22 protein-coding genes and 1 tRNA gene are annotated in these 22,550 nt (G+C 73.5%); 4 read left to right on the forward strand and 19 right to left on the reverse strand.

The features are described 5' to 3' along the window. Positions 1-74: 74 nt before the first annotated feature. A complete protein-coding gene (locus AC2H4J_RS07965) occupies positions 75-920 on the forward strand; it encodes an SMP-30/gluconolactonase/LRE family protein (RefSeq protein WP_487464318.1) in 846 nt (281 codons plus the stop codon). A 72-nt stretch (positions 921-992) separates the two neighbouring features. On the opposite strand, the gene AC2H4J_RS07970 is transcribed toward AC2H4J_RS07965, so the two are convergent. Continuing rightward, positions 993-1,066 (reverse strand) — tRNA-Pro (locus tag AC2H4J_RS07970). A gap of 137 nt (positions 1,067-1,203) precedes the next feature. Between AC2H4J_RS07970 and AC2H4J_RS07975 the strand changes: the two genes are divergently transcribed. Further along, on the forward strand, positions 1,204-1,425 hold the full coding sequence (locus AC2H4J_RS07975) for a hypothetical protein (RefSeq protein ID WP_487464319.1): 222 nt from the start codon (positions 1,204-1,206) through the stop codon (positions 1,423-1,425). Positions 1,426-1,428: 3 nt separating this feature from the next. Here AC2H4J_RS07975 and der read toward each other — a convergent pair whose 3' ends face one another. The 4 genes from der to AC2H4J_RS07995 form a co-directional block, all read right to left on the reverse strand. After that, entirely contained in the window at positions 1,429-2,784 is a 1,356-nt protein-coding gene (gene der / locus AC2H4J_RS07980) for a ribosome biogenesis GTPase Der (protein ID WP_487464320.1), read from the reverse strand. Beyond that, positions 2,781-3,476 (reverse strand): (d)CMP kinase, encoded by a 696-nt coding sequence (gene cmk / locus AC2H4J_RS07985; protein WP_487464321.1) that lies wholly within the window; start codon positions 3,474-3,476, stop codon positions 2,781-2,783. Before cmk ends, der begins: the two co-directional genes overlap by 4 nt. Continuing rightward, the gene (aroH, locus tag AC2H4J_RS07990; RefSeq protein ID WP_487464322.1) at positions 3,473-3,835 is read right to left on the reverse strand and encodes a chorismate mutase; all 363 of its coding nucleotides are present in this window, start codon (positions 3,833-3,835) and stop codon (positions 3,473-3,475) included. Before aroH ends, cmk begins: the two co-directional genes overlap by 4 nt. Positions 3,836-3,989: 154 nt before the next feature. Further along, positions 3,990-4,832 carry a pseudouridine synthase gene (locus tag AC2H4J_RS07995; RefSeq protein WP_487464323.1) on the reverse strand — a complete coding sequence of 281 codons (843 nt, stop codon included), beginning with the start codon at positions 4,830-4,832 and terminating at the stop codon, positions 3,990-3,992. A gap of 122 nt (positions 4,833-4,954) precedes the next feature. On the opposite strand from AC2H4J_RS07995, the gene AC2H4J_RS08000 reads away from it, so the two are divergent. After that, positions 4,955-5,776 (forward strand): alpha/beta fold hydrolase, encoded by an 822-nt coding sequence (locus AC2H4J_RS08000; protein ID WP_487464324.1) that lies wholly within the window; start codon positions 4,955-4,957, stop codon positions 5,774-5,776. A gap of 43 nt (positions 5,777-5,819) precedes the next feature. Here AC2H4J_RS08000 and scpB read toward each other — a convergent pair whose 3' ends face one another. From scpB to ald, 6 genes are all read right to left on the reverse strand, one after another. Continuing rightward, positions 5,820-6,665, reverse strand: a complete 846-nt coding sequence (gene scpB / locus AC2H4J_RS08005) for an SMC-Scp complex subunit ScpB (protein WP_487464325.1) — start codon at positions 6,663-6,665, stop codon at positions 5,820-5,822. Positions 6,666-6,738: 73 nt separating this feature from the next. Then, complete coding sequence (locus tag AC2H4J_RS08010) at positions 6,739-7,569, reverse strand: segregation and condensation protein A (protein WP_487464326.1); 831 nt, start codon at positions 7,567-7,569, stop codon at positions 6,739-6,741. A gap of 19 nt (positions 7,570-7,588) precedes the next feature. Continuing rightward, the gene (locus AC2H4J_RS08015) at positions 7,589-8,080 is read right to left on the reverse strand and encodes a hypothetical protein (protein ID WP_487464327.1); all 492 of its coding nucleotides are present in this window, start codon (positions 8,078-8,080) and stop codon (positions 7,589-7,591) included. A gap of 76 nt (positions 8,081-8,156) precedes the next feature. Continuing rightward, positions 8,157-9,062 carry a ParA family protein gene (locus tag AC2H4J_RS08020; RefSeq protein ID WP_487464328.1) on the reverse strand — a complete coding sequence of 302 codons (906 nt, stop codon included), beginning with the start codon at positions 9,060-9,062 and terminating at the stop codon, positions 8,157-8,159. 215 nt (positions 9,063-9,277) lie between these two features. After that, a complete protein-coding gene (locus AC2H4J_RS08025) occupies positions 9,278-10,207 on the reverse strand; it encodes a site-specific tyrosine recombinase XerD (RefSeq protein WP_487464329.1) in 930 nt (309 codons plus the stop codon). A gap of 41 nt (positions 10,208-10,248) precedes the next feature. Next, positions 10,249-11,364 (reverse strand): alanine dehydrogenase, encoded by a 1,116-nt coding sequence (ald, locus tag AC2H4J_RS08030; RefSeq protein ID WP_487464330.1) that lies wholly within the window; start codon positions 11,362-11,364, stop codon positions 10,249-10,251. Between the two features lie 260 nt (positions 11,365-11,624). Here ald and AC2H4J_RS08035 point away from each other — a divergent pair, with 260 nt between their 5' ends. Further along, a complete protein-coding gene (locus AC2H4J_RS08035) occupies positions 11,625-12,236 on the forward strand; it encodes a hypothetical protein (RefSeq protein ID WP_487464331.1) in 612 nt (203 codons plus the stop codon). On the opposite strand, the gene AC2H4J_RS08040 is transcribed toward AC2H4J_RS08035, so the two are convergent. From AC2H4J_RS08040 to steA, 8 genes are read right to left on the reverse strand one after another with little or no spacing between them, the layout of a single operon-like run. Continuing rightward, positions 12,233-12,817 (reverse strand): NUDIX domain-containing protein, encoded by a 585-nt coding sequence (locus AC2H4J_RS08040; RefSeq protein WP_487464332.1) that lies wholly within the window; start codon positions 12,815-12,817, stop codon positions 12,233-12,235. The two genes, AC2H4J_RS08035 and AC2H4J_RS08040, sit on opposite strands and share 4 nt — an antisense overlap. Further along, on the reverse strand, positions 12,817-14,541 hold the full coding sequence (gene pyrG / locus AC2H4J_RS08045; RefSeq protein WP_487464333.1) for a CTP synthase: 1,725 nt from the start codon (positions 14,539-14,541) through the stop codon (positions 12,817-12,819). The genes AC2H4J_RS08040 and pyrG overlap by 1 nt, the downstream gene beginning before the upstream one ends. Further along, positions 14,516-16,798, reverse strand: a complete 2,283-nt coding sequence (locus AC2H4J_RS08050) for a hypothetical protein (RefSeq protein WP_487464334.1) — start codon at positions 16,796-16,798, stop codon at positions 14,516-14,518. Before AC2H4J_RS08050 ends, pyrG begins: the two co-directional genes overlap by 26 nt. Beyond that, entirely contained in the window at positions 16,795-17,934 is a 1,140-nt protein-coding gene (locus AC2H4J_RS08055; protein WP_487464335.1) for a glycosyltransferase family 4 protein, read from the reverse strand. Before AC2H4J_RS08055 ends, AC2H4J_RS08050 begins: the two co-directional genes overlap by 4 nt. Next, a complete protein-coding gene (murJ, locus tag AC2H4J_RS08060; RefSeq protein WP_487464336.1) occupies positions 17,931-19,565 on the reverse strand; it encodes a murein biosynthesis integral membrane protein MurJ in 1,635 nt (544 codons plus the stop codon). Before murJ ends, AC2H4J_RS08055 begins: the two co-directional genes overlap by 4 nt. Next, the gene (locus AC2H4J_RS08065; RefSeq protein ID WP_487464337.1) at positions 19,562-20,392 is read right to left on the reverse strand and encodes a hypothetical protein; all 831 of its coding nucleotides are present in this window, start codon (positions 20,390-20,392) and stop codon (positions 19,562-19,564) included. Before AC2H4J_RS08065 ends, murJ begins: the two co-directional genes overlap by 4 nt. After that, entirely contained in the window at positions 20,389-21,336 is a 948-nt protein-coding gene (locus AC2H4J_RS08070) for a copper transporter (RefSeq protein WP_487464338.1), read from the reverse strand. Before AC2H4J_RS08070 ends, AC2H4J_RS08065 begins: the two co-directional genes overlap by 4 nt. Continuing rightward, the gene (steA, locus tag AC2H4J_RS08075; RefSeq protein ID WP_487464339.1) at positions 21,333-22,469 is read right to left on the reverse strand and encodes a putative cytokinetic ring protein SteA; all 1,137 of its coding nucleotides are present in this window, start codon (positions 22,467-22,469) and stop codon (positions 21,333-21,335) included. Before steA ends, AC2H4J_RS08070 begins: the two co-directional genes overlap by 4 nt. Between the last annotated feature and the right edge of the window lie 81 nt (positions 22,470-22,550).

A 22,550-nucleotide genomic window follows, 5' to 3' on the forward strand; every position in this document is an offset into this window, starting at 1 on the left:
AACGGGTCGCCGTTTCGCGGCTCGCGGGACAGGGGAACTGGAGCGCCAGCAGCCCGACCGTGAGGAGGCGCCGGATGCGCGCCGAACAACTGACCGAGCCAGTCGCCTACCACGGGGAGGGTCCGGTCTGGTCGACCCGGTGGGGAGGGCTGCGGTGGGTGGACATGCTCGCGGGCGACGTTCTCGCCCTGGACGAGGACGGCGCGGTGCACCGGCGCCACGTCGCGGCCGTGGTCGCCGCCCTGCGCCCCCGCCGTCAAGGCGGAGCGGTGCTCGGGATCGAGCGCGGCTTCGCCCTGGAGGAGGACGCCGGGACCCTGAGACGGCTCGACCCGGTATGGCTGGACGAGAGCGTCCGGATGAACGAGGGCGGCTGCGATCCGGACGGGCGCTTCTACTGCGGCTCGATGGCCTACGACCAGAGGCCCGGCGGCGCCGCTCTCTACCGGCTGGACCCGGACGGCGCGATCTCGGCCGTGCTGGAGGGCGTCACGGTCTCCAACGGGCTGGAGTGGAGTCCCGACGGCTCCCGCGCCTACTACAACGACACCGCCACGTACGGGGTCGACGTCTTCGACTACGCCACGGACTCCGGCCTGACCGGCCGCCGCCGGTTCGCCGAGATCCCGGACGGCGGCCGGCCGGACGGCCTGACCGTCGACGAGCACGGCGGCGTCTGGGTGGCGCTGGCCAACCGCGGGGCCGTCTGGCACTTCGATCCCCAAGGCCGACACGACGAGGTCGTGGAGCTGCCCGCGCGCAAGGTGACCGCCTGCACCTTCGGCGGCGAGCACCTCGACCAGCTGTTCATCACGACGTCCCGGGAAGGTGTCCAGCCGGGTGAGGACCCCCTCGCCGGGGCGCTGTTCCGGGCCGACGTCGGTGTCCGTGGGCTGCCCGTGCGCGAGTTCGCCGGCTGAGCGCGGGCACGGAAGCGCTCAGGGGCCGTTCCGGATCTCCGGACACGGCCCCTGACCTGCGATTTCCCACTGTCGGGCTGACAGGATTTGAACCTGCGACCCCTTGACCCCCAGTCAAGTGCGCTACCAAGCTGCGCTACAGCCCGCGTGCCGAGCGTCACCGGGAACCCCGAGCCGCGCGACGACCGCCTGAGCAGGTTACCGCACCCCGCGCGGGCCCCGGACCGGTGGTCGGCCGCCCCTGCGCACCATCCGTACGTCCCCGCTGCCGCGAATGCCGGATGTGACGACGCAAGGATCCGAGGAGTTGTGGATCATCCAGCCGCTTCTCGACGCGGGGCTCCGGATCGACGAGGTGCGCCACCTGCTGTTCCGGGTCAGCTTCGACTGCATGGTCGGCGCCCGGCCGGGCGACCTGTCCGACCCCACGCCGCACCTGGGCCGCCGGCCGCCTCAGGTGCGGGCGGCGTGGATCCAGACAGTCGGCCGGATGCTCGGGGGCTGACCGTCAGCCCCTCGGTTTGTCGCTCCCCCGGCCCTCACGGACCTTCACCGAGACCTCGATCGGCGTTCCCTCGAAGCCCCACCGCTCGCGCAGCTTGCGCTCCAGGAACCGCCGGTAGCCGGCCTCCAGGAAGCCGGTGGAGAACACCACGAAGCGCGGCGGACGGACGTCGGCCTGCGTCACGTACTTGATCTTCGGAGCGCGTCCGCCACGGGCCGGCGGCGGCGTCTCCTGCACCAGCGCCCGCACGAATGTGTTCAGCTCCGCCGTCGGCACCCGGGACTCCCAGGAGGCGAGCGCCGCCCGCAGGTGGTCGGCCAGCTTGTTGAGGCCGCGACCACTCTGCGCGGAGATGTTGATCCGCGTCGCCCACTTCACGCGGGCGAGCTCACGCTCGATCTCCTTCTCCAGCTGGTAGTGCCGGTCCTCGTCGAGGGTGTCCCACTTGTTGATCGCGACGACCAGGGCCCGGCCGGCCTCGACGACCTGGCTGATCACCCGCTGGTCCTGCTCGCTGATCACCTCGTCGGCGGCGAGCAGCACGACAGCCACCTCGGCGGCCTGGATCGCCGCCTCGGTCCGGAGCGAGGCGTAGTACTCGGTGCCGCTGGCGGTGCTGACCTTGCGGCGCAGGCCCGCGGTGTCGACGAACCGCCACTCCTCACCGCCCAGCGTCACGATCGAGTCCACGGGGTCCACCGTGGTGCCGGCGACCGAGTCGACGACCGACCGCTCGTCCTTCGCCAGCCGGTTGAGCAGGCTGGACTTGCCCACGTTGGGCCGGCCGACCAACGCCACCCGGCGGGGGCCGCCCTCCTCGAGCTGCTCGCGCGGGGCGTCGGGCAGCGCGTCGAGGATCATGTCCAGCAGGTCACCGCTGGAGCGGCCGTGCAGGGCGCTGACCGGCTGGGGCTCCCCCAGCCCGAGCGACCAGAGCTCAGCGGCGCCGGCCTCGCTGCGCTCGTCGTCGACCTTGTTGGCCACGAGGATGACCGGCCGCTCGCTGCGCCGCAGGATGCGCGCGGCCGCGAGGTCGGTGTCGGTGGCGCCGACGGAGCTGTCGACCACGAGCACGATCACGTCCGCGGTCTGCATCGCGTACTCGGCCTGGCGGGTGATCGACGCACCCATGCCCGTCGCCTTCGGGTCCCAGCCGCCGGTGTCGACCAGCGTGAAGCGCTTGCCGTTCCAGAGCGCCTCGTAGGAGATGCGGTCGCGGGTGACACCCGGGACGTCCTGCACGACGGCGGCGCGGCGGCCCAGGATGCGGTTGACCAGGGTCGACTTGCCGACGTTGGGCCGGCCGACGATCGCGACGACCGGCAAGGGAGCGGAGGTCTGCGCGGTGGTCTCGGTCATGCCGGCTCCCCCGCCCCGACGGCCGAGCCGGCCAGTTCGAGGATGCGGGTGACCACGCCCGCCTTGTCCAGGTCGGTGCTGTCGACGACGATCGCGTCGTCCGCCGGGCGCAGCGGGCTGTCGGCCCGGCGGCTGTCGTGCTCGTCGCGGCGGTGCAGATCCTGCGCGAGGGCGGCGATCTTCTCCGGCGCGGTCACGCCGAGCTGGGCGGCACGGCGCTGGGCGCGGACCTCCGGCGAGGCGGTCAGGTAGATCTTCAGCGTCGCGTCGGGCAGGACGACGGTGCCGATGTCGCGACCCTCGACCACGACGGCGTCAGCCGCGGCGACCAGGTCCCGCTGGCGGCCGACCAGCAGCCGGCGGACGGCGGGGACGGCGGACACCGGCGACACCGCCCGCGTCACCTCGGCGCCGCGGATGCGCTCGCGGACGTCGACGCCGTCCACCACGACCTTCTCGCGGTGGGCGCTGGTGCCGACCTCGATGACCGCCTGCGAGACGGCCCGGGCGACCGCGACCTTGTCGTCGAGGCTGACGCCGGCGTCGAGCACGGCGACGGTGGCGGCGCGGTACATGGCTCCCGTGTCGAGATAGGCGGCGCCGAGCTTGCGCGCGACGTCGCGGGCGACGCTGGACTTGCCGGTGCCCGAGGGGCCGTCGAGGGTGATCTGGCCCCGGAACTCGGCGCTCACTGCGCGATGTCCCGCCGCAGGGCGACGGCACCGCGGAGGTACACGTGCTGGACCTCGCTGCGCGGGCGGTCGGTCTCGACGTGAGCCATCAGCCGCAGCACCCGCGGCAGGGCGTGCGGGACGTCGATCTCCGCGGCGCACATCAGCGGGACGTCACCCATCCCCAGCTCGCGCGCGGCCAGCGCAGGGAACTCCGACACGAGGTCGGGCGTCGCGGTGAACAGGATGCTGATGATGTCGTCGTGGGACAGGGCGTTGCGCTCCAGCACGGCGCTGACCAGCTCGCGGGTCGCCTCGAGCACCTGCTCCCGGTCGTCGGCGTCGACCTGCGTCGCGCCCCGGATGGCTCGGACGGCCATGCACACTCCTCTTTCGATCTGGCGGGGCCCGGATCGCCGGAGCCCTGTGAAGTCTAGTTTTGCCGCCCGGAACGCACCGACGGTGTGCGCGGATGCGCGGAACGAGCGCCCAGAACTGCGCATCTGCGCACACCGGGACGTTCGGGCAGGAACGTCAGAGCCCGACCGCCTCCTGCAACGCGCCCAGCTCCTCGCGGCTGAGCTTGCGGATGGTGCCCGACCGCATCGCCCGCAGCTCGATCGGACCGACGGCGGTGCGCGTCAGGCGCGACACCGGCAGGCCGACGTGGGCCAGCAGCCGGCGCACGATGTGCTTGCGGCCCTCGTGCAGCACGACCTCGACGACCGACTGGCCGGCGTGGGTGTCCACGACCCGGAACGAGTCCACGGCGACCGGACCGTCGTCCAGCTCGACGCCGGCACGCAGACGACGGTGCAGGTCGCGCGGCACCGATCCGCTGACCTGGGCGAGGTAGGTCTTCTTCACCTCGTAGGAGGGGTGGGCCAGCCGGTGAGCCAGCTCGCCGTCGGTGGTGAGCAGCAGCAGGCCCTCGGTGTCCTGGTCGAGTCGGCCGACGTGCACCAGGCCCTTCGCCAGGTCGCCGACCATGTCGCCCACGGTCGGCCGGTTCCGGTCGTCGCTCATGGCGGTGATGACGCCCGGGGGCTTGTTCATCGCGTACGTGACGCGGTCGTCGCGGATCTCGATGCGGACGCCGTCGACGGAGATCTTGTCGACCGACGGGTTCACCCGCATGCCCTGGACGTCGACCGGCCGGCCGTTCACCGAGATGCGGCCCGCCTCGATCATGTCCTCGCAGACCCTGCGCGACCCCACGCCCGCCCGGGCCAGCACCTTCTGCAGGCGCTCGCCCTGCCGGTCGTCGTCGCGGGGCTGCTCCCGGTCGCCGGGGTGTGCGGGGGCCAGCTCCATGTCCTCGGACCACCCCTCGCCGGCTGCGGTGGTGGTCTCGTCGTCGGGCGTGGCGGTGTTCATCGCCGTCCAGTCTCCCACTGTGCGACCGGTACTCCGGACGAGATCGGCGATCCCCGGCAACTGCACACCCGAAAGTGAGCGAGATCGCCGCTGTCGATGCTCTTCGAACTACCGTCATGTCCGTGGATCTCCTAGCCGGGGGTCGCCCTCTACGCCTGGCGACCGGGCTGTTGACGACGGTCTCGGAGGCGGGTGACGCACTCGGCTCCCCACCGGTGCTGCTCCTCCACGGCTGGGCCGGATCCCGTCGCTCGTTCGCCGCCCTCATCCCGTTGCTCGCGGCGCGACTCCGCGTAGTGGCCGCGGATCTCCGCGGACACGGCGACGCGGACAGGCCGCCGACCGGCTACGACGTTCCGAGCCTGGCGGCGGACGCCGTCGCCGTTCTGGACGCGCTGAATATCGGACGTGCCGTCCTGGTGGGCGCGTCGAGCGGCGGGTACGTGGCCCAGCAGGTGGCGGTGAGCTCACCCGACCGGGTCGCAGCGCTGGTCCTCGCCGGGACGCCGCGCGATCTGCGCGGCCGTAGTGAGTTCGCCGACGAACTCGACGGGCTCAGCGATCCGGTCGCCGCTAACTGGGTGCGGAGCTTCATGGCCGGATTCACCGACCTCGAGCGCCTTCCGTCCTGGTACGTGGACATGATGATCGCGGACGGACTCCGGCTCCCCGCGGCGATCTGGAGGGCCTCGTTGCAGGGCCTGGTCACCTCGGTCCCCCCGACGGACGCAGGCGCGATCGAGGCGCCCACGCTGGTGATCAGCGGCGGGCGCGACCATGTGCTGGGCACCGAGCAGACGGCGGCCCTGGTGGCTGCCATCCCGGGATCGCACTGGATCGAGTACCCGGACGCCGGCCACCTGGTGTTGGAGGAACAACCGGTGCCACTGGCCGCAGACATCACCGCCTTCATCGCGCAGCTGACCGGAGACCACGCCTTATGAGACGGCTCCCCGGCGGACTGACCGCTCGCATGGTCCCTCGGCGTCAGCTGTCGGGGTGCTCGTCGAGCATCGTCGACGTCTCCGGCAGCAGCGGCGCCAGCTCCGGCAGGTCGGCCAGGGTGCGCAGTCCGAGCCGTTCCAGGAACAGCGGCGTCGTGGCGTACAGACCGCCACCGGTGTCGGGATCGGTGCCCACCTCGTGCACCAGCCCGCGCGACAGGAGGGTGCGCATGACGCCGTCGACACCGACACCGCGGATACCCGAGACGCGCGCCCGCGTCACCGGCTGGCGGTAGGCGATGACCGCGAGGGTCTCCAGCGCCGCCTGCGTCAGTCGGCTCCGCTGCCCGTCGACCAGGTAGCGCTCGACCACGCCGGCGTGCTCCTCGCGGGTGTAGAGCCGCCAGCCCTCCCCCACCTTGCGCAAGGTGAGGCCCGACCGTCGCTGGTCGTAGCCGGCCGCGAGCCCCGTCAGGCCGTCGCGCACCTGCTCGACCGTGCACCGCAGCGCGCCGGCCAGCGTCTGCTCGTCCACCGGGTCGTCCATCACGAACAGCAGCGCCTCCAGTCCGCCGGCCAGCTCCTCGGGCGTGAGCAGCTCGAGCGCCTCCTCCTCGGCCTCCTCCCCCGGCGCGGGTTCGCTGACGGGCACGTCGGGCGGCGTCGGGTCCTGCGGCGGCGCGAGCGGCTCGGGCTCGGAGATCGGTGCGGGCGCCGGCTCCTCGACGGGCCGGTCGCCCACCCGGGTGGCCAGCTCGCGGGCGACGGCATCCCAGGTCGCGGGGTCGTCGTCCCCCCGCTCCTCGGCGTCGGCTCGGGTGGCCTCCAGCTCGGCGGCCAGCGCGTCCCACGAGATGGGGGCCGGTTCGGGACGTTCCTGCTCGGTCACGTGCTCTCCTCGCTGGCGCTCGTCGGCCACGCGACCGGCGGTGCGGCGTCCGTGCGCGACCTCGCAAGCTCGGTCACGAGTACTCCTCGTCCAGGTCCTCGGCTGCGTCGTCCGCCCCGCCACCGGTCCACCGCACGTGCAGCTCCCCCAGCGGTGTGAGCTGCTCGAAGACGACGCGCTGCTGCCGGTAGAGCTCGAGCAGCGCGAGGAAGCGCGCCACCACCTCGAGGGTGTGCCCGCAGTCGGCGGTGAGCGCGCGGAAACTCGACGTGCCGGAACGCACCAGGTGGTTGCGGACGACGAGCAGCTGCTCCGCCACGCTGACCGGTGGCGCATGCAGGTGCGAGACGCTGACCACCTCCGGCGCCTTCGGGGCGAGCGCCCGCGCGGCCAGTGCGGCGAACTGGGCGGGCGTCAGGTCGAGCGAGACCTCGGGCACGAGCTCGGCGAACCGCGGCTCCAGCCCGGCTTCCCGCGGGTAGCGCAGCGCAGCCTCCGTCTCGCGCTCCCGCAGGAACGCGGCTGCCTGCTTGTAGGCCTTGTACTGCAGCAGCCGTGCGAACAGCAGGTCGCGGGCCTCGAGCAGCTCCAGGTCGTCCTCGTCGTCGACGTCCGCGGCCGGCAGGAGCCGCGCGGCCTTGAGGTCGAGCAGGGTGGACGCGACCACGAGGAACTCGCTGGCCTGGTCGAGGTCGAGTTCGCTGCCCAGCGCCCGGAGGTGCGCGATGAACTCGTCGGTGACCTTCGACAGCGCGATCTCGGTGACGTCCAGCTTGTGCTTGCCGATGAGCTGCAGGAGCAGGTCGAACGGGCCCTCGAAGTTGGTGAGCTTGACCGTGAAACGCGCAGGCGCGGCATCGTCGGCCGCAGGGGCCGAGGATGCCGCGCCGGTGCTACCGCTCACGGACGCCGAGAGTAAGGCGTCAGCCGTTGCCCCGGAGGCGCCGGACGAGGACCGAGTCGTCGCCGCGCTCGGCGAGGTCGGCCAGGATCACCGAGATCGCCTCCCGCACGATGCGGCCACGGTCGGCGGCCACGCCGTGCTGCCCGCGCAGTGCCACGCGGGCCGTCTCCAGGGCGAGGAGCTCGTCGGCGGAGATGTAGACGGTGATCTTCTCGTCGTGCCTGGCGCGCTCGGTCCGGCGGGCCGGCCGTCCCCGCGTGGGGATGTTCGGCTGCATGACCGGCTGCGGCGCCGACCGGAAGCCCGGCACCTGGTCAGCCGCCCCACCGGGAACGAGGGTGAGCGGCGGCTGCTCGCCGGACTCCTCCGAGCGGCGGGCGCCGCCGCGCAGGGCCGGGGAGCTGGTCGTCGCGTTCAGGCTGGGCAGCTCCGTCACCTCGGCCTCCGAGGTGGTCGAGTCGGTGCGGCGGAACAGCTCCGAGGCGCCGGGGAGCACAGGTCGACGCGTCATGCCGACACCTCCTCGCTGGCGCTCGTCGGCTGCATGACCCGAGTCGCTGTGTCCATGTGTGCCCTCGTAAGCTCGGTCACAGAGCCAGCACCTCCTTGGCGAGGTCGCGGTACGCCGCGGCGCCCGACGACGTGGGCGCCCACGTGGTGATCGGCTGGCCGGCGACCGTGGTCTCCGGGAACCGCACGGTGCGCTGGATGACGGTCTGGAAGACGGTGTCGTCGAAGGCCTCGACCACCCGGCTGAACACCTCGCGGCAGTGCACCGTCCGCGAGTCGTACATCGTCGCCAGGATCCCGGAGATCTGCAGCGACGGGTTCAGCCGCTCCTTGACCTTGTCGATGGTGTCGACCAGCAGGGCCACACCGCGCAGCGAGAAGAACTCGCACTCCAGCGGGATGATCACGCCCTGCGCGGCGGTGAGGGCGTTGACCGTCAGCAGCCCGAGCGAGGGCTGGCAGTCGATGAGGATGTAGTCGTACTCGTCACGGACGTCGGCCAGCACCCGCAGCAGGGTCTGCTCCCGGGCCACCTCGCTGACCAGCTGCACTTCGGCGGCGGACAGGTCGATGTTGCTCGGCACCAGGTCCAGGCCCGCGATGTCGGTGGGCACGCGCACGTCGCGCAGCGTGGTCTTCCGCTCCATCAGGGCGTTGTAGATGGTGCGGTCCATCGTCTGGGCGGGGATGCCCAGGCCGACCGACAGCGCACCCTGCGGGTCGAGGTCGATCAGCAGGACGCGCCGTCCGTACTCGGTCAGCGCCGCACCCAGGTTGATGGTCGAGGTCGTCTTGCCGACCCCGCCCTTCTGGTTGCACATCGCGATGATCTGCGCGGGCCCGTGCTCGGTGATGGGCCGGGGCTCGGGCAGCGGGCGCTGCCGGGCCTTGGCGGGGTCCTGCTGGCGGGACACCGCTCCCATCTCTGGGCCGCTGTCCTGCGGGCGCGCGACGGCAGAGGCCGCGTCCGCTCGGGTAGCCATGGGTCTTGTTGCCTCCACCTCGTGCCCGATCCCGGTCGTCCGGGTGCGGTCAGCCGTCCTGCCCGCTCGGGTGTGAACAGGACGCTATGGAGTGGGGAGGGTCTTCCCAAGGAGGCACGCCGGGCGCCATGTCGACATGGCGACCACTGACAACACCTGTGACAACACAAGCTGAAGCAGAGACAGAACCTGACAAGGACGTCGGAAGACAGCTGTCAGCTGAGGGCGCGCGGGTGACTGGTCGCATACACCTCGCGCAGCCGGTCGACGGTGACCAGCGTGTAGACCTGCGTGGTCGTCACCGAGGCGTGCCCGAGCAACTCCTGGACGACACGGACGTCGGCCCCGCCGTCGAGCAGGTGGGTCGCGAACGAGTGCCGCAGCGTGTGCGGGGAGATCACTGTGGAGTCCACTCCGTGGGCCCCCCCGGCCCGCTCGGCCGCGGAGCGCAGGATCGCCCAGGCCGACTGCCGTGACAGCGCCCCGCCGCGGACGTTGAGGAAGAGCGCTCCCCCGCGCACGCCACCCCGGCCGTTGGCCGCCAGCGCCGGCCGCGCCCGCACCAGGTAGTCCTCGACCGCCTTCAACGCGTAGCTGCCGACCGGGACGATCCGCTCCTTGCCGCCCTTGCCCGCCAGCCGCACCGTCGACTGGCCGCGGTCCAGGTCGTCGACCGCCAGCCCGACCGCCTCCGAGATCCGGGCGCCGGTGCCGTACAGCAGCTCCAGCAGGGCACGGTCACGCAGCCCCCTCGGCCCCTCGACCGCGCCGGCGGCCTCGATCAGCGCCACGACCGACTCGACCGGCACCGCCTTCGGCAGCCGCCGCGCCGGCGTCGGCGGCCGCACCTCGTGCGCGACGTCGTCGGGAACCAGCCCGTCGAGCAGCGCGAACCGATGCAGCCCGCGGACGGCGACCACCGCGCGCGCCGCCGACGTCGCCGACAGCGGCGGATGGTGGTCGTCGCCCTGTCGTAGCGCGGTCAGGAACCCCGCCACGTCGGACTCGGCGACCTCCCGCATCCCCCGCACCCCGGCCGCCGCCAGGTACTCGGTGTACCGCCGCAGGTCGCGGCGGTAGGACGCGATCGTGTTTGCGGCCAGTCCGCGCTCGACGGTGAGGTGGTCGAGGTATCCGGTGACCACGCGGGACGGGTCCGGTCCGGCCCCGACGCCGGCGGTGAGCGTCAGCGCAGGACCTCCTGGAGATCGACGACGGCCATCCCGTGCGCCTCGGCGACCTCGGGCAGCACCACGTGCCCGTCGACGACGTTCACCCCGTGGGCCAGCGCCCGGTTGCCGGCGACCGCGGCCGTCGTTCCCTCGTTGGCCAGCGCCATGACGTAGGGCAGCGTCACGTTGGTCAGCGCGTGCGTGGACGTGTTGGGCACCGCCCCCGGCATGTTCGCCACGCAGTAGAAGACCGAGTCGTGGACCCGGAAGGTCGGGTCGTCGTGCGTGGTGGGGCGGGTGTCCTCGAAGCAGCCGCCCTGGTCGACGGCGATGTCGACGAGCACCGAGCCCGGCTTCATCCGGCCGACCAGCTCGTTGCTGATCAGCACGGGAGCCTTCGCGCCTGCGACGAGCACCGCACCGATCACCAGGTCGGCGTCGAGCACGGCGCACTCCACCTCGTAGGCGTTGGAGGCGACGGTCTGCAGGTGGCCCTGGTAGATCCGGTCCGCGGCCCGGAGCTTGTCGATGTCACGGTCGAGGACGACGACCTCCGCCTGCATGCCGAGCGCGATGGCCGCGGCGTTCATGCCCGAGACACCCGCGCCGATGACGACGACCTTCGCCGCGTACACCCCGGACACGCCGCCCAGCAGCACCCCACGACCGCCGTGCGCGCGCTCGAGGCTGTGCGCACCGACCTGCGGCGCCATCCGGCCGGCCACCTCCGACATGGGGGCGAGCAGCGGCAGGGCGCCGTCGGCGGTCTGCACGGTCTCGTAGGCGATCGCCGTCGTACCCGAGGCGACCAGCGCGTCGGTGCACTCCTTCGAGGCGGCGAGGTGGAGGTAGGTGAAGAGGGTCTGACCGCGGCGGAGTCGGTCGTACTCCTCCTCGATCGGCTCCTTGACCTTGAGCAGCAGGTCGGCGTCGGCCCACACGTCGTCCGCATCGGCGACGATCCGCGCGCCGGCGCCGACGAAGTCGTCGTCCGGGATGGACGAGCCCTCCCCCGCACCACGCTCCACGAGCACCTCGTGCCCGGCGCGCACCAGTTCGGTCACCCCCGCAGGGGTGAGCGCCACCCGGTACTCCCGGTTCTTGACCTCTCGGGGAACCCCGACGCGCATTGCCGCTCTCCTGGTCCTGGCGGGCCGGTTCCCGAGGGTCACGGGTTCCCCCACCACGTCGTGGGTGCGCCCGGTCGGGGCGCCCTCGCGCGGAGTCTAGGCACGCGGCCGGCCCGGATCGGTCCGCCGGGGCGGTACAGGACGGCGAAAAGTGCCGGCGGCGGGGGCCGGAACGTCGAGCGCGGCCCGCTTCCCAGGCGCGTCGCAGCGTGTCCCACGCATCGACTGCGGGCCGGCGGCGCCCGACGGAGGATGCACCGATGCACCCCTACGCCCAGCAGCCCGCTCTGCGACTGCAGCAGATCCTGGCCGACCTCGGCATGCTCGCGTGGCTCGTCGTCTGGGTGCTGATGGCCCGCACCGTGCACGCCGCCGTCCTGGTGCTCGCCGAGCCGGGCCGCGCCGTGGAGGACCTCGGCCGGTCCGTCGCCGGCAACATGAACTCCGCGGCCGATGCGGCCCAGCGGGTCCCGCTGGTGGGCGACGAGCTGGCCAAGCCGCTGGGCGCACTGTCCGACGCGGGCGGCTCGGTGTCCGGGGCGGGACAGTCCGCGCAGGACGCGGTCGGCACCCTGGCCGCGGTGCTGGCCGTCGTCCTGGTGGTCCTGCCGGTGGGGTGGCTGCTGTTCCGTTGGCTGCCGTGGCGGCTGCGCTACGCGCGGGAGGCGGGCGCGGCGCGACGGCTGCTGACCGGCACCCCTGACCTGGAGATCCTGGCTGCCCGCGCCCTCGCCACCGCCCCGCTCCCCCGGCTGGCCGCCCTCCCGTCGGGTACCGGCGCCGCCTGGCACACCGGCGACCCCGTGGCGGTCCGGGCGCTGGCCGGCGTGGAGCTCGCCCGGCTCGGCCTGCGGCTGCCGCGGGGTGACTAGACGGAGTCGGCGGGCCGCAGCTTCGGCGAGCTCGTACGCGCCTGAGCGGCGGCCAGGATGCCGGCTACCGCCGAGGAGTTGCGGATGTCGCCGTCGAAGACGCGCTGGACGGCGTCGGCGAGGGGCACCCGCTGGATCGTCATGTCGGCCTCCTCGTGCTCGACGACGAACCCCTCGGGACGGTCGACCGGGCGCAGGTCCTCGGCCAGGAAGACCTGCACCAGTTCGTCGCTGAAGCCCGGCGAGTTGTTGACGGTGAGCAGCAGGGACCACCGCTCCGCGGCCAGCTGGACCTCCTCGGCCAGCTCCCGCTTCGCCGTCTCCAGCGGCGGCTCGCCGTCCTCGTCGCGAAGCCCGGCCGGCAGTTCCCACAGATGCTGCCCCACGGGATGGCGGTACTGGCGGAGCAGGACGACGTGGTCCTGCTCGTCGAGGGCCACCACGGCCACCGCACCCGGGTGGTGCACGACCTCCCGGACGCTGTCGCCCCCGCCCGGCATCGCCACGGTGTCCCGGCGCAGCGAGATCACCCGGCCGTCGTAGACCGGCTCGCTCTTCAGCACCTGGAAGTCGTGCGGCATCAGATGCCGACCTTCTCGCCCTCGCCGGAACCCATCGGCAACCGGGCCGCCTCCTGGTAGTCGATCGCGGCCTGCACGAACGCCGAGAACAGCGGGTGCGGCCGGGTGGGCCGGCTCTTCAGCTCCGGGTGCGCCTGCGTGCCCACGTAGAACGGGTGCACCTCGGCCGGCAGCTCGGCGAACTCGACCAGCAATCCGTCGGGCGACGTCCCGGAGAAGACCAGCCCGGCGTCGGTGAGCCGATCGCGGTAGGCGTTGGCCACCTCGTAGCGATGCCGGTGCCGCTCGGTCACCTCCGTCGACCCGTAGGCGTTCGCGGCGACCGACCCCTTCTGCAGGGTCGCCGGGTAGCTGCCCAGCCGCATGGTGCCGCCCATGTCGCGGTCGCCGGCGACGACGTCCAGCTGGCCGGCCATGGTCGCGATGACGGCGTCGGGCGTCTCGGGGTCGAACTCGGCCGAGTTGGCCTTCTCCAGACCGGCCACGTCCCGCGCGTACTCGATGACCATGCACTGCATGCCCAGGCACAGCCCCAGGGTCGGGATGCCGTTGGTGCGGGTGTAGCGCAGCGCGCCGAGCTTGCCCTCGATGCCGCGCACCCCGAACCCGCCGGGGATGCAGACGCCGTCGACACCGGCCAGCGCCTTCTCGGCACCCTCGGGCGTCTCGCAGTCGTCCGACGGCACCCAGCGGATCTGCACGCGGGTGCGGTGGGCGAACCCGCCCGCCCGCAGGGCCTCGGTGACCGACAGGTAGGCGTCGGGCAGGTCGATGTACTTGCCGACCAGCGCGACGGTGACCGTCTCCTTCGGCGCGTGCACCCGGTCGAGCAGGTCGCCCCAGACGGTCCAGTCGACGTCGCGGAACGGCAGGCCGAGCCGGCGGACGACGTAGGCGTCCAGGCCCTCGCGGTGCAGCACCTTCGGGATGTCGTAGATCGACGGCGCGTCGGGGCAGGAGATGACGCCCTCGGCGTCGACGTCGCACATCAGGCTGATCTTGCGCTTGAGGTTGGCCCCGATCTCGCGGTCGGAGCGGCACACCAGCGCGTCGGGCTGGATGCCGATGCTGCGCAGCGCGGCGACGGAGTGCTGCGTCGGCTTGGTCTTCAGCTCACCGGACGGCGCGATGTACGGGACCAGCGAGATGTGCAGGAAGAAGCAGTTGTCCCGGCCGATCTCGTGCCGCACCTGGCGGGCGGCCTCGAGGAACGGCAGCGACTCGATGTCACCGACCGTGCCGCCGATCTCGGTGATGACGACGTCCACCCGCTCGGGGCCCTGCCCGCCGGCCATGATCCGCGACTTGATCTCGTTGGTGATGTGCGGGATGACCTGCACGGTGTCGCCCAGGTACTCGCCGCGCCGCTCCTTGGCGATCACCTCGGAGTACACCTGCCCGGTCGTCACGTTCGCCCGGCCGGAGAGGTCGATGTCCAGGAAGCGCTCGTAGTGGCCGACGTCGAGGTCGGTCTCGGCGCCGTCCTCGGTGACGAAGACCTCGCCGTGCTGGAACGGGTTCATCGTCCCGGGGTCGACGTTGAGGTAGGGGTCGAGCTTCTGCATCGTGACCCGGAGACCACGGCTGGACAGCAGGGCGCCCAGCGAACTCGCTGTCAGTCCCTTGCCGAGAGAGGACACAACCCCGCCGGTGACGAACACGTACTTCGTCGGCTGGGAGTTGTGAAGGAGCCCGAGGTCACGTGCCTGAGACGGTCGATCCACGGGATACGACCGTAACACGCTCCGGGCCCTCGACCGGCCCGGAGTGGGGAGTGCCACCCGACTCCTCCCCCGAACTGGCCGCCCCGCGCCCGGCGCCGGCCGCCAGCCAGACCAGCAGCGGCACGAGCAGCGCCGCCCCGGTGGCGGCGATGGCGACGCCCGAGTCGTTGACCAGCGAGCCGAGCGCCTCACTGACCAGGACGGCGATCAGGGATGCCTTCAGCACCGCGGTGTCGCGAACCTCGAGCCCGCCGGGGCCGATCCCGTCCCGGCCCCGCAGCGGGCCGTCGGCCCGTAACAGCCACACGGCCGCCACCGCCGCGACGAGGAGCATCCAGGACAGCGGGCTGCCGAGCAGAATGCTCAGATTGGCCTGCCCCTTGCGGCTCACCACGGTCCACGCCTCGCCGGTGAGGATCTGCTCGACGAAACGGCCGAGGTGGCTGCGCTGCCCCGCCGGCCGCTGCCAGTCCAGGAACGCGACGGTGCCGACGGCGAGCACCGCGGCGCCGAGGACGGCAGCCATCCGCACGACCGTGACCCGCACGCCCGCCAGCAGCATCGCGAGCAACACGAACCCGGGCAGCAAGGCGAGCACACCGCCGAAGTCACGCCCGAGACTCGGCCATCCGACGATGCCGACGGTGACCAGACCCATCAGCAGGGCCAGCCCTCCGGTGAGCAGTCGCGCGCGGCCCGGCGTCCGCCGGCCGACGGCGGTCGCGATCGCAGCGGTGATCAGCAACGCGCAGACCGCATGCAGCCCGAAGGTGAGGTTGCCGAAGCCGACGAACCGTCCCGCCACGATCGCGTCGTAGCCGAGCAGGCCGTTGAGCTCCAGGTGCGACCCGGTGAGGACGTCGCCCAGCAGCGTGGCCCAGGTCATGGCCAGCACCGCCACGGCCGGCCCGAGTGGATTCCGGCGCCACGGTCCCCACCCGGCGAGGGCTGCAACGACCAGGTCGGTGACCGCCAGAACCGCGACCAGCGTGAGCCCGGGCTGGCCGCTGCGCTGCCAGGGGACGAGGTTGACCAGATAGGTGGACACCGGGAGGGCGGCCAGCAGCAGCGCCGCAGTCCTCACTGCCTGCCGGCCGCGGGCGTGGCCGGCCCAGGGCGCGCGTACCCGCGGCCAGCCACCCAAGGTGACGATGCCGAGCCCGACCAGAACGGCCACCACGATCACCAGCCACCAGAAGAACGCGCGGGTATGCCGGTAGTGAACGGTGGCGGCGGTGTTCGCTTCGTCGAGCTGGGCCACGGCGTCGCTGAGACCGGGACGCTGCCCGGCGGCCTGCCACGGCTGCCCGTTCATGGACGCCGGCGTGTTGATCCCGAGGGCCTGCAACGCGGTGGGCGCGACGTCGATGAGCTCGACGTAGGGCGCCCGGCCGGTGTTCGCCGACATCAGCCAGTGCGCGCCGGTGAATCCCGGGCCGGACGCGATCCCCACGTGCAGCGCCGCTCGCCCGTCGTTGACCTCGGAGATGCCCTGCAGCAGCAACAGTGTGCTGCCGGGCAGCCGGCCGGCGGCCACCCGCAGCTTCCGGACGGCGTCGTCGATGCCCTTGAGTGCCGCGCTCCGCTGCGCCGGGTCCACGCCGGTGACGGTGCTGTGCGAGCCGGGCCGGCCGGCGGAGATCAGCTGGTCGAGCGAGATCAGCGAGAGCTTGCAGCCGGACAGCAGCGAGCTGAGCGCGGCCGGATCGGTGGGCAGGGAGGCGCGCCGGGTCAGCTTCACGTGTGGTGCCGCGGCGGCCAGCCCGGCGGCCTTGCCGACGACCGTCGCGCAGCCGACGGCCGCCCCGAGCGAGCCGGGTTCGGAGCCATAGCGGACGGTGCCCGGGGCGGCCGCGGCCCGGCGCACCGCCGCCGCGGGATCGGACGGCACGCTGCTCGCCATCCGTTGCTGCGACCCGCAGAAGGTGAGCGGCGGTGGAGCCGGTTCCGTCGTCGTGTCCGGCCCCGGGACCTTGACCCGGTTGCCGGCGCCGAGGGTGGCCCATCCGTCGAGCACGCAGGTGGTGGGCCGCACCGCGCGCACCGACACCGCCCCGATCGCCGAGGACTGCGCCAGGGACCACAGTTCGGGCGTGCCCTTCGGGTCGATCTGCCCCCACGTCAGGCCGGGGACGCCGATAACCAGCACCCGGTCGGCGGTCGCGGGGTCCGGGGCGGCCAGCGCCGTCGACGGAAGACCCAGCAGCACCGACAGCAGGACGAGGACGACGGCCGTCGCGCGGCCCCAGGCGCTCATGACGGCGGACCGAGCAGCTCGCGGTAGACGGCGACGATCTGTCGTCCCGCCGCCTGCTCGTCCGGCCAGCCGGCAGCCTGGGCGCGCCCGGCGGCGGCCAGCTCCGCGGCGCGCACCGGGTCGCCGAGCACGCGGACGACCGCATCGGTCAGCGCGGCGGCATCGCCCACGGGAACGAGTTCGGCGCCGGCCCCGACCAGCTCGGGGATCCCCCCGGCCCGGGTGGACACCAGCGGGGTGCCCGCGCGGAGGGCCTCCTGCGCGGTGAAGGGGCTGCCCTCCCACCGGGAGGGCAGCACGCAGAGGTCCGCGGCGCCGAGCAGGTCGGACACGTCGGACCGGCGGCCGAGCAGGACGACCGGCAGCCGCTCGGTCCGGATCCGGTCGGCGAGCTCCTGCTCGAGCGGCCCGTCGCCGGCGATGGCGACCAGCGGCGCGGGATCCAGCCGCCCCGCGCGCTCCCACCCCGCCACGGCGTCGAGCAGGACGCCGTAGCCCTTCTGCGGATGCAGCCGCCCGACGGCGACGACCAGCGGCCGGCCGTCGTCCATGCCGAGCTCCGCGCGCACCTCGGCGCGCGACCGGGTGGCCGGAGGCAGCGGCGGCGCCAGCGCCGGGACCACGCGCACGTCACGTGCGCCGAGCCGCCGGGCGTTGTCGGCGAGGTCGCTGGAGACTGCGAGCACCAGGTCAGCGGCGCGGATCGTCAGGCCCTCGACCGCGCGCAACAGCCTCCGGCGTGCCCCCGTGCTGTCCTGCAGTGCGTTGTGCAGCGTCAGCACCAGGGGGCGCTGCCGTTCCCCCGCCAGGCGCCGGGCGGCCGCGGCGACCAGGCCGGCGCGCAGCCCGTGGGCGTGCACGAGGTCGGCGCCGGCGGTCGCGCGGCGCAGCTGGACCACGGCCCGGCTGTCGGCGACCGGGTCCAGGCCCGCGGAGATGCCGACCGGCCGGAACTCCGCGCCGACCGCTGTGAAGCCGAACAGCTGCTCGGTGGCCGGGGCGCCGCAGACGCCGACGCGGGCGCCGGCAGCGGCGATGACCGGGACGATCGTGCGCACGTGGGCGCCCACGCCGCCCGCGCTGGTGGCGAGCACCTCGACGATCCGGCGGGCGCGCAGGGGCGACGCCTCGCTCACCGTGCACCTCCCGTCGCCCCGGCGCGCTGCTCGTCCGGCCTGCGGAGCGCCCGCACGGCCCCGGTGAGGGCGGCCCGCGCCGTGCCCATCATGACGGTCGCGGCGACGACGAGCACGACCGCGGCGGCCGCCACTCCGACGCCGACGGCGGCGAGCGGTCCGGCGTCCGGCACGGGATCGGCCCCGAGCAGACGCGCCACCAGCAGCCCGGCCCCGGCGCCGAGGGCGCCACCGGCCAGGGCCGGCACACCCGCGCGGCCGACGCCGTGCAGCGCCTCCGGGCCGGCGGAGCGCGCGACGACGACGAGCAGCCCGATGCCGGCGACCGTCACGCCGGTGCTGTGCCCGGCGCCGAGGGCGAGGCCCCGGTCGGCCGCGGGCAGCACCCGGGAGAGCACCACGTCGGCGATGACCGCCACCAGCCAGCCGCCGACGACGCAGACCGTCGGCGCCTTCCACAGCCCGCGGGCGTACAGGGCCCGGGTCAGCAGTGCCACCAGCGCGTAGCCGACCAGGCCGGGCGCGAAGCCGATGATCGTGTCCCGGAGGGCGTCCACCTTGGCGCTGGAGGCGCTGGCCAGGAAGACCCGCGCCATCGGGCCGGACACGGCCACCAGCAGGCCGGCCGCGACGGCCGCCGCGGCCACGGTGAGGACGGCGACCGGAGCCAGCGACCGGCGGTACCCCGCCTCGTCGCCGGCTTCGGCCCGCTCGGTGAGCCCCGGGTACGCCGAGGTGGCCAGCGGCACGGCGAGGGCCGCCCACGGGACGAGGAACAGCGTCAGCCCGGCGCCGTAGACCACCTGCGTGCCGACCGGCCCGTCGGCGGCCAGCCGGAGCGCCGCGGCGGCCACCAGTTGCTGACCGGCCAGCGTGAGGACGCCCGCCAGCGCGAGCCGGCGCACGCGGGGGGCGGCGCCGACCGGGAAGCGGAGGGACGGCCGGAGGCCGAGCCGGAGGCCGCGCAGCGGCACCAGCAGGCTCAGGCTCAGCGCCACCACGCCGAGCGTCGTCCCGACGCCGAGGACCAGCTCGGCGGGGCGCGACAGGTCGGCGACCTGCCGGCCGCCGCCGATGACCGCGAACACGACGTAGGCGCCGGCGACGACGACGCTGGACAACAGCGGCGCCAGGGCCGGGCCGGCGAACCGGCGGTGGGCCTGCAGGACGCCGGCGAGCACGATGCCGATGCCGTAGAGGACGACCTGCGGCGCGAAGACGACGAGGAAGCGGGCGGCCAGCGCGATCTCGGCGTCGCTGCGCCCGGCCAGCAGCAGCCCGGCGATCGGGCCGGCGGCCAGCGCGATGATCACGGCCAGGGGCGTGAGGACCAGCAACGCCCAACCGAGCAGGGCCGACGCCGTCCGCCGGACCTGCTCCCGGTCCCCGGCGGCGATGCCGCCGGCGAGCATCGGCACCACGAGGCCGGCCAGCGCTCCCCCGGCGACCACCTCGAAGACGATGTTGGGAACGGTGTTGGCGGCCTGGTAGGTGTCACCGGTCGTGGCCGCGCCGACGGTGTTGGTGAACACCAGCGTGCGGCCGAAGCCGGCCACCCGGGCGAGCAGGGTCAGGACGGCGATCAGCGCCGCGGCCCCGGCGACGCCCTGGGCGACCGTGCGCCGGTTCACGAGGGCCGACGGCCGAGCCGGTCCAGTTCGCGCAGCCCCGGTGTGGCCTCGATGACCTTCGTGAAGCTGACCTTCTCGCTGGCCAGCGTCAGGGCCACGACACCCGTGAGCAGGGCCGTGCGCGGTGCGCGGCCCGGGATCGAAGCCAGCCGCAGGCCGAGCAGGGCGCCGAGGGAGTTGGCCCCGCAGTCGCCGAGCATGATCCGCTCACCGAGGTCCGCGGGCAGCGCGGCCAGGGTGGCGCCGAGCGGACCCGCGACGAGTCCACCGGCGGGCCCGGCCAGCGTGGTCGCGGCCATCAGGGCACCGGCCTTGCCGGCCCGCCCCGGGCGCAGGTCGAGCAGGTTGAGCAGATTGGCCGTGCCGGCGACGAGTCCGGTGGTGAGCACGGCGTCGACGACGGACCGGCGGTCCCCGCGGGTGAGGACGGCGGCGACGGCGGCGGCCGCCCCGATGCCGGCCACCTTGACCGCGCCGGCCGACACGCGCCCGGCCTTGAGGGCGGCCAGGTGTCCGGCCAGCCCCTTGTCCCGCGCCTGCTCGGGGCGGGCGCCGGCCAGGTCGTCGTATCCGCCGACCAGGCCGGAGACGGCACCGACGACGGCTGCCGCCGTCCGGGTGCCCCGTGGGGCGCCGAGGACGGCGGAGACCGTCGCGGAGGCGGCGAGCGCCGGCCCACCGAGCAGGGTGACCGGGCGCTTGGCGTAGTTCATCCGCCGCCAGGGCGCGCCCGCCGGGCGTGCGGTCAGCGCGGCGGCACCGGCCAGCGCGGCGCGGAGCGCGGCCGCCCCGGTGAGCGCGAGGCCGGCGTTGCGGGCGGCGCTCACGGTGTCGAGGCGGGCACCGGCGGGACCGGCTGGGTGTCGGGTCCAGTGCCGTACTTGCCGGAGGTGCCCTTTCCTTCGCTGACGAGGGCGAGCACCGCGCTGATCCGCCCGGCCGCCGTGGCCGCGTTGTCGACGGTGGAGATCGCCGCCGACAGCGTGGGGTCGGCGCGGATGACCCCGACCAGCCCGCTGTCGGCGGCCGAGCCGGCGTCCCCGGCCACGATCGCGCCGGTGCCGGCGGAGTCCAGGGCGCTGACCAGCTCGGCGAGGGTGGCGTTGCGGTCGGCGGCGTCGGACCCGGAGAACGCGCCCGAGGTCAGGACGATGGCGTAGTCGGCGGGCGCGACGGAGTCACCCTCGGCGCTCAGGACGTTCAGCGCCGACAGCCCGGCGAGCACCGACGAGAGCGCGGCACGGTCGGGGGCGGTGCCCGACGGCGGGATCATCAGGACCTTCGCCAGGAGCGACCCCACCAGCTTGCCGGCGTCGTCGACCGGGGGCAGCGAGACACCGGCCGGAAGGCCCGACCCGGTGACGTAGTTCTTCAGGCTCGTCGCGGTCGACGGGGCGCTGTACTCCGGCCGCAGGGTGAGGGTGCCGCTCACGGTGCCCCCGGCATCACGGATGAGCGAGGTGAGCTGGTCGACGCTGTCGGAGGGGACGTCCTTGTTGGTCACGACCAGCAGGACGCTGCGGCCGGTGAGGGCGCGGTCGACGAGGGCGGGGGCCACGGCGTCGGCGAAGGTGTCGGTGCTGTTGACCTGCGACTGCAGCTGCTGCGTGCGGTCCTCGAGCGAGCGCTTGTCCTTCTCCAGGGCACTGACCTGGTTCTTGATGTCGGCGAGGATCGGCTCGTTCAGCGCCGTCGTGCCGATGATTATCCCGAGCGCCACCGCCAGGAAGACGGCGATCAGCGAGACCAGGTGATAGCGGAAATCGATCACGAGAAGAGGTTCTCCAACCAGAACACGAAGCCGTTCCACTGATCGAGGAGCAGGTCGAGGTAGACCTGCCCGGCTGCGGACACGGCGATGGCCGAACCGATGGCGATGAACGCGGCGAGGACGAGCACGACGAGCGCGGTCGTGGAGATCCGGCTGCGGTAGAGCCGGCTCACACCCTTCGCGTCGACGAGCTTGCCGCCCAGCCGGAGGCGGGTCAGGAAGGTCGAGGCCATGCCGCCACGGCCCTTGTCCAGGAACTCCACGAGCGTGGCGTGGGTTCCCACGGCGACGATCAGCCGGGCGCCCTTCTCGTCGGCCAGCAGCATGGCGATGTCCTCGCTGGTGGCCGACGCAGGGAACGTGATCGCCTCCACGCCGAGGTCCTGGACGCGGGCGAGGCCCGGGGCCCGGCCGTCGGCGTAGGCGTGCACGACCACCTCGGCGCCGGAGCGCAGGACGTCGTCGCTCACCGAGTCCATGTCGCCGACGATCATGTCGGGCGAGTACCCGGCCTCGACCAGCGCGTCCGCTCCTCCGTCCACCCCGATCAGGACAGGTCGGTAGTCACGGATGTAGGGGCGGAGGGCGGCGAGGTCCTCCTTGTAGTCGTACCCACGGACGACGACCAGGACGTGCCGGCCGTCGATCGACGTGGCCACGTCGGGCACGCCGACGCCGTCGAGCAGGAGCGCGCGCTCGCGCTTCATGTACTCCATGGTGTTGGCCGCGAAGGCCTCCAGCTGCACCGAGAGTCCGGCCTTGGCCTCCGCCATCGCCTCGGCCACGCTCGTGTCGTCCTGCGCGACGCCCTCGGCGAGGACGGCGCCCTCCTCGTCGAGCAGCTGCGTGCCGTCCAGCCGGACCAGGGTCCCCTCCTTCAGGCGGGAGAACACCTCGCGGCCGACGTCGTCCAGCAGCGGGATCCCCGCGGCCAGGAGGATCTCGGGACCGAGGTTCGGGTAGCGGCCGGAGATGCTGGGCGCGGCGTTGACGACCGCGGCGACCTTGCAGCCGACCAGCGCATCGGCGCTGACCCGGTCGATGTCGACGTGGTCGATGACGGCGATGTCGCCGGGGCGCAGTCGCTTGGTGAGGTTCTTCGTTCGGCGGTCCAGGCGGGCAGTGCCGGCCACACCGGGCCCTGCCTCCTGTGGCCGGCCGCGCCGAAGGGTGCCGATGCGCATGTCCGGCATGGTTTCACGCCTGTCGGGGGG

Source organism: Blastococcus sp. OS1-29, assembly GCF_057628075.1.